We start from the raw sequence: 7058 nt of genomic DNA on the forward strand, positions 1-7058 counted from the left end.
CCCATATATTGTTGAAACGTGGCTCAAAGGCTGGTCTTTATCCCGCGGCTTACCACTGCCCGTCAAAAGCGGCAGTGGATTCAGCGTCGACGTAGGATGGCCCGAACAAAAGACCCGATATGTTTTTCCTCATTTCACAGATGAATTTACTAACCTGGCAAATACCATTACAGCGCCCTGGGTATTCCTTAAAGTATGCGCCCCTCCTGAGATGATCAAAAATGCGCTGCCCTCCCGGTGGATAATACAACCGCCTGCCTTTATGATGACTTGTTTTAAACCTATGTCATCACCCAAAACCGGCTTAAGTAATGAGTATAGATTAGAAGTGGAAAACGGGGTTCCTGTTTCCATAGCAAAAGTGCTTACAACAAATGGAGATATAGCAGCTATGGGGCGTTTGGTTTTTGTTGATGATCTTGTTATTTATGACCGTATAGAAACGGATGCACAGCATCGCCGCAAAGGGCTGGCAACAATTATCCTGAAAACACTTGAAAACATGGCAACAGACAGGGGGAAAACAAACGGAATACTAGTAGCAACAATAGCGGGCAAAGCTTTGTATGACACACTCGGATGGACATTATATGCTCCGTATACCTCCGTGGTGATTCCATAGCCGCGGGATTGCCTCTTCTATTCGTCCGGCGCATCCCCCTGTCACGCGGAAGTATTCGGGCGCAGGCAGCACATCATAGTGCCAGTGGATGGCAGAATCAGCATCTGGCAGCCGGTTCAGCAGGTCCGTTTAAATTGTAAATTTAAACAGTAAGTTATATAAATTTTGAAATCCTGTGCCGTGGTGTATTTATGCGTCCTCATCTTCAATCCATCATCTTTTCCAAATAAAAAGTTGATGGATTTACTATCACCCGCCGGCGCTTACGCCCTTAGCGGCTTCGTAAGTTTTTTCTTTAGCAGATGTCCCTTCCACATCCAAAGGCCGCTTAATATAACTACCGGCAGAAATACCCAACGCACGGCATTTGCGGCAGGCGGATTGGCCGCTACCGGCCCGTATATATATCCCAGTATGGGGATGCTGAGTATAATATGTAACCAGCGGATTATTTTACGTTCTGTAGCTGCTTTCATAAAAAAGTTTGTTACACAAAACTAGCGCGCAGTTCCTTCACCATTTCCGGCAAGTAGACATGCAGGGGAAATGTGCCGACAAAACCTAATTATGATGGAAATGCAAATGCTTTAACCAATCTGTCATTAACGCTACATAGCCGGGAGCAAAAATCTCTTTGGGGTTATCTTTATACTTTTCCCTTCTTTCTATGGTTTCTGCCCGTTTCCCGGTCTTGTTAAATGTAAGTGTATGATCCGCATCAGGAATGATCCTTATTAATGCATGGGAATTGCCGATACGCTTCATTGCTTTTCTGTATGTTGCGGCTCCTTTCTGAGGAGGTACTACGAGGTCATTTTTCCCCCAGATGGCCAATACAGGGCAGTTAAGGCTATCCAGTTCGGGGGGATTGTCTTTCTTAAAAACAATACTTAAATAAGCATACACTATTTCATCTCCTCCAATAACATTATCTGTCCATTTAGCGCCTTCGTTCTCCTTTTGCAATGCCACAAAATGTTCATAGGGCTCACCTGCACTTATCATTTTTTTAAGTTTCCTGTTATAGGAAACCGCTTTGTGTATATCAGACTGGGAAAATCCGTCTGCCTTCATTTCCGATTGTACCCTGTATAATTCCTGCTCGAAAGCCGTAGTTACCGGTGAAGAAACAGTTATTACAAAAGCGGGCTTCATCTTTTCACTTACCAGTGGAATAACCCAACCCGCCTGGCTGATCCCCCAAAATCCTACTGCTGAACTATCGGTTACATCGAGCGTTTTGAGTTTGTTTACAGCGCTTATTACCTCGCTGGCCCTGTCTTCTACAGACAATTCATACCATTTCCCCCCGGATCCCTCAACACCCGGCCTGTTCCAGGAGTAACAGGCAAAGCCGGCCCGGGTAAATTCTTCAAATAAATACCTGTAGTTATCTGATGAACTATAATCTTCGGGACCTGAACCATGCACAAAAACAACAACCGGTAATTTACCTTCATAGGCTACAGGGGTGATCAATTTTCCGGTAATTTCGTTCCCGTTGCTGGAGAAATTGAGATTACGCTCGTTATAGCTTAGTGTTTTGTTTTGCGCGCCAAGTGGCTGTAAAACCATGCAAAGCAGCGCCGTTGTTAATAGCAGGGAACGCATTTTTCTAAAGGGCATTATATTTTATTTAAGAATTATAAAAGAGATGCCTACATTTCTGCATCTGCTTCATCTTCATCATCAGAATAAACTTCTTCCATTACTTTATTTACTTCAGCTATATCTTCCTGTTCGGTATAACCTTCTTTATTAAATTCCTGTTTAATCTTCTTTACAAGATCTTTCTTTTTTTCTCCTTCAACAGACTGTTGAATCATCCTTACTATCCTGGCATAAAAAAGGTCATTCATTAATTTCAGATCCGGCGGGGCGCCAAATACCAGTTTCCTGAGAGAGCCGGTTAACACGCCAAAAAAGTTGCGGGAAGCTAACTTTTTTTTCTGCTCTTTCCTTTTTCTTTTAAAGATGGTCTTTGACCCTTTATCTATAGCTGTTATAAACTTGCTTTTATTTGCATGCAGGATGAAAGCGCGGGAACGTTTCCGCTGATCGCGGGTGTAGTTACCGCTTTCAGGGTGGGCGCCAATCCTTGCAGGATTTCTTTTCGCTTCCGGGTCGTAAAATGGCTGCTGCTGTTGAAAGCTGTGCTGTTCCAAGGTGCTGCTGGCCGATATATTGCTAACAGAAAAAGGTACAGCAGGTGTATAGGTGGTTCTTGACGGGTCAAATGGCGAAAAGTGCGTTTGACTTAACTGGGGAGAGGGTACCAAACCCACCGGAACTACCTGTGGCAATTGTACCGGGGGCTTCTTCGCTCCTTTTTTTGCAGGAATCACCGGGGGCAATACGCCCGAAACAAATTTCCGCTCAAAGTTCCAGGTGGTAGGAAAACGCCTGGGGATATCCATTTTGTGACCGCTTTTCACCAACAGGTCATGTTTTACGTGGTCCAATACTTTTAGCGCTCCCCGTTCTACCAGCACGGAAACCGGGACTGTAATCGTATCCGGAGAGTAGGTCAGATCCACTTTGATGCCAACAGTAGCGCCCCTTTTCAAATCTTCGCCGGCCTTTGATTCAAGGAACTGCCGGTAGGCCTGTTCATTTTGCTCTGCATTCTGAGGAGCCAGGTTACCAGCCGCGTAAGCCTGTTTTTTTTGGCCGCTATCAAAAAACTCATCTGCAATAAGATGGCCTACATCCTGTGTTTTTTTTGCGGTATCATGCGTTGTAGCCAACCGTTCCCATTTTCCTAACGTACCTACATCATCAAAATCCCCTGTACTCGTGCCCCTTCCCGGATTCTGACTATGTTCAATTTCCGCTTCCGCAGTTTGCGCCCTGTCCAGTTGCAGGGACCCTTTACGAAGATCGGCTTCAAATTTATCCGGCAAGGCATAAATTCCCTTTACTGCCGGGTCAAGTAATACCTGCCGGATGGTGTCCTTTCCACCCCCTCCCAGGTTAAGATTATTTACCACCCGCTGCACTACGCCGCTCCCCCTGGTAATAGACGGAACATTTACTGCCGGAAGCCGGATGGCTTTCTCTCCGGTGTTTTCAGCATTGGCTTTTGACCGATGAGGCTGGTCCGTTAAAAACTTAGCCCGGTTTTCCATAGGAATATGCTTTCACTAAAAATACGAAGAAATCCCTTTTTTCTTAACCATTAATCTGAAGGCTTCTTTACGGAGAACCTGTAATAAATTTAACAAAGAAAGCAAACGCCTCCCCTACAGAAGGCATCCGCTTTCTTGCGCTCAGAAAAAAATTAATCTGCCCGCCTAAATATTATGCCCTTTGGGAAGGATCATCAGTTTCGGGATGTTCACATGTTCCGGCTGCGACATAATAAACTTCACTACCTCCACAATATCCGTGGTGGACAGCGGATGGCTGATATTCATACTTTCCTTCGGATGTACTTTCCAGTTTTTATGCAGCTCCGTCATTACCAGTCCGGGTTCAATACAGCTGATCTTTATCCGTGAATCGGTTAACTCCATCCTTAACGCTTCCGACAACGCTTCCATGGCGAATTTTGTTGCCGCATAGGCGCCGGCGGTCGCCCTCACTTTTGTACCCAGCACGCTCGACAGGTTAACGATATGCCCAAACCCCTGTTCCCTGAATTTCTTCAGCATCACATAAGTGAGACGGAATGTTGACTCTATGTTCAAACGCAGCATAGATGTCATCCTGTCAATATCCATTTCTTCTATGGTACCTACCTCAATACTGCCGGCACAATTGAACAGGTAATCGCACCGCCCGTATTTATTCCAGATATGCGATACCACTGAATCCTGGAATTGTGGTGAGTTAAGATCACCGGGAAGCACGGCCACATTGGGAGATATTAATTCATCAAGACGATCGTTTCTGCGGGCAGTTACAATCAGCTGGTTATTATCTTCCTGTTTCAGTGCAGCTGCTATAGCGTATCCGATACCACTGCTCGCGCCGGTAATAAGGCATACCCGTTTATTTGTGTTCATCAGGGAATACTTGAATATTTGAAAAAGGGAAAATAGAAAATTTTTGAGAAGAAAACTACATATCCGGAGATTTCGACTATAGCCTGATGTTTATAGGCAAATACTTCATTTGTGCAGATGGATTTTTACATAAGAAAATAGTACCTTAACCGTACATTTTAATGTTATTGTTATGCCCTTTCTCCGCTCCTTATCCATAAACGCTTCCCAATCGCACCCGTTTCCGTTTAACGTGCCGGCTGTAAGGCATGGGAAGAATATAGCCATAGACAGCAGGATCACGATCTTTACCGGCGACAACGGTACCGGGAAATCCACTTTGCTGGAAAGCATTGCCATGCGCATGAATACACCGCTGATAGGTGATCATATTGGCAAAAGGGACGATTTTAATGCGGCCAGGTCATTGCAGCCCTACCTGCAGTTGGAACAGGTAAGGAAACCGCTCAACGGATTCTTTTTCCGCGCGGAAGATTTCGGCGACTATATCTATAAATTAAAACAGCAAAAGAACAATAACAACGCTTTTTTGGACGATATGCGGGGAGAAGTGGCAGATAGCGCACTTGATAAAATGTCTGAAAGTATGCACAGCCTGATGCACATGATGCGGAATGATTACGGGGAAAACCTGCTGGCGCTTTCTCACGGGGAAGCCTATCTGAAGATCATACAAACAAAAATAAATGACAACGGTATCTACCTGCTGGATGAACCGGAAGCCGCATTATCGCCCCTGAAACAGCTATCCCTGATATCCTTTATACTGGAGGCCCTGAAAAGCAAAAACTCCCAGTTTATCGTGGCCACACATTCGCCCATCATCATGGGCGTACCGGGAGCTCTGCTCTATGAAATAAGTGAAGATGAAATCAGGCAAACTGCCTACGAAGACACAGAGCATTACCGCATTACTCATACATTTCTCAATAACCCGGCCTCTTATCTGCGGCACCTGTAAAAGGAGGCTGCTTTATAAATCATAAAGCAACCTCCCTCTCAACCTAACAAATCTGCGGAGCGGCTATATTACTGCCATCCGCCCCCCAGTGCCTCATAAATATTCACCAGCGCGCACATTCTTTGCTTCTGTGTTTCCACCAGCTCAAATTTTGCTTCCAGTGCATCGTGCTGTGTCATTAATACTTCCATATAATCTGCCTGGGCAGATTTAAAAAGTTTATCCGAAATATTCACAGATTGCGACAGGGCGTCTACCTGCTTCGATTGCAGATCGTAGCTCTTCTCCAGGTTGTTTATTTTCGACAACTGGCTGGCTACTTCCGTGTAAGCATGTAAAACAGTTCTTTCGTAGTTAAAAACAGCCTGCATTTGCCGGGCATTGGCATTGTAATAAGTTGCCTTAATTGCATTTTTATTGATCAAAGGCGCTGCCAGGTCGCCTGCTAAAGAATAGAGCAGCGATGCAGGCGTTTTAACCAGGTAAGACGGATTAAACGCCTGGTATCCGATACCGGCGGAAATGCCCAGGGAAGGATAAAACCGGGCTTTCGCCACGCTTACATCCAGCTTTGCGGCCGCAAGTTCCTGTTCCGCACGCCTGATGTCCGGGCGGTTGGTTAACAGCTGGGATGGAATACCCGTTTTCACAACTGCCGGGATCATACTTCCCGAAAGCTGATCCCTCCGTCCGATGGGTTGCGGATACCTGCCCAACAGGAAATTAATATTGTTTTCTGTTTCCGTGATCTTCTGCTGAATACTATATTGAAGACTCTGCGTTTTGAGTACCTGTGCCTCAAACCTGCGTACCGCCAGCTCCGTAACCCTGGTGGCTTCCTTCTGCAGTTTTACAATCCTCAGGGCGCTTTGCTGTATATCGATATTCTTCTTCACAATATCCAGCTGGTTATCCAACGCCAGCAATTCGTAATAGGAGTTGGCGATTTCCGCTACCAGGTTGGTCAATACAAAATTCTTTCCTTCAACCGTAGAAAGATATCTTGACACTGCTGCCTTTTTTGCATTGTGCAACTTATGCCATATATCTGCCTCCCAGGTGGCCTGCACAGCCACCATATAATCCGGCAAAGGATCGGGCATTTCTTTTCCCGGTTTGATGTCGGTACTCTCTTCCATGGCTCCTATATTGGTATACCTGGCCACCTTATCCAGCCCGGCTCCCACCTTTGCCTGCACAAACGGAAGGTATTCCCCTTTCCTGGCTCTTACCTCATTTTTTGCAATTTCAATTTCCTGCAGGGTGATATTTAACTCCTGGTTATTTTTCAATGCAGTATCGATCAGGGCATTCAGGTAGGGATCTGTAAAAAAATCCCGCCAAACTACTTTCGCCGTGTTAACCGTATCCGCTGAGCTATTACTATAACTTGCCGGCAGTGCTGTATTTTCCGATCTTCCGGTTAAAGCAGGAATCTTACATGCTTCATAAGTAAATAACAGCACTA

7 protein-coding genes are annotated in these 7058 nt (G+C 45.4%); 2 read left to right on the plus strand and 5 right to left on the minus strand.

Annotated elements, in window-relative coordinates; all coding sequences use genetic code 11:
- Positions 1 to 622, plus strand: a 622-nt coding sequence (locus tag VN105_RS03360; RefSeq protein WP_325637918.1) for a GNAT family N-acetyltransferase, incomplete at its 5' end; no start/stop codon positions are given.
- A gap of 263 nt (positions 623 to 885) precedes the next feature.
- Here VN105_RS03360 and VN105_RS03365 read toward each other — a convergent pair.
- From VN105_RS03365 to VN105_RS03380, 4 genes are all read right to left on the minus strand, one after another.
- The gene (locus VN105_RS03365) at positions 886 to 1098 is read right to left on the minus strand and encodes a hypothetical protein (protein ID WP_325637920.1); all 213 of its coding nucleotides are present in this window, start codon (positions 1096 to 1098) and stop codon (positions 886 to 888) included.
- 85 nt (positions 1099 to 1183) lie between these two features.
- On the minus strand, positions 1184 to 2248 hold the full coding sequence (locus tag VN105_RS03370; RefSeq protein WP_325637922.1) for an alpha/beta hydrolase: 1065 nt from the start codon (positions 2246 to 2248) through the stop codon (positions 1184 to 1186).
- A gap of 32 nt (positions 2249 to 2280) precedes the next feature.
- On the minus strand, positions 2281 to 3750 hold the full coding sequence (locus tag VN105_RS03375) for a DNA/RNA non-specific endonuclease (protein WP_325637924.1): 1470 nt from the start codon (positions 3748 to 3750) through the stop codon (positions 2281 to 2283).
- 165 nt (positions 3751 to 3915) lie between these two features.
- The gene (locus VN105_RS03380) at positions 3916 to 4629 is read right to left on the minus strand and encodes an SDR family oxidoreductase (protein ID WP_325637926.1); all 714 of its coding nucleotides are present in this window, start codon (positions 4627 to 4629) and stop codon (positions 3916 to 3918) included.
- 172 nt (positions 4630 to 4801) lie between these two features.
- On the opposite strand from VN105_RS03380, the gene VN105_RS03385 reads away from it, so the two are divergent.
- Entirely contained in the window at positions 4802 to 5590 is a 789-nt protein-coding gene (locus tag VN105_RS03385; RefSeq protein WP_325637928.1) for an AAA family ATPase, read from the plus strand.
- Between the two features lie 68 nt (positions 5591 to 5658).
- On the opposite strand, the gene VN105_RS03390 is transcribed toward VN105_RS03385, so the two are convergent.
- A complete protein-coding gene (locus VN105_RS03390; protein WP_325637930.1) occupies positions 5659 to 7056 on the minus strand; it encodes an efflux transporter outer membrane subunit in 1398 nt (465 codons plus the stop codon).
- Positions 7057 to 7058: the final 2 nt, after the last annotated feature.

This window comes from Chitinophaga sp., assembly GCF_035564935.1.
Taxonomy (GTDB): Bacteria; Bacteroidota; Bacteroidia; order Chitinophagales; family Chitinophagaceae; genus Chitinophaga.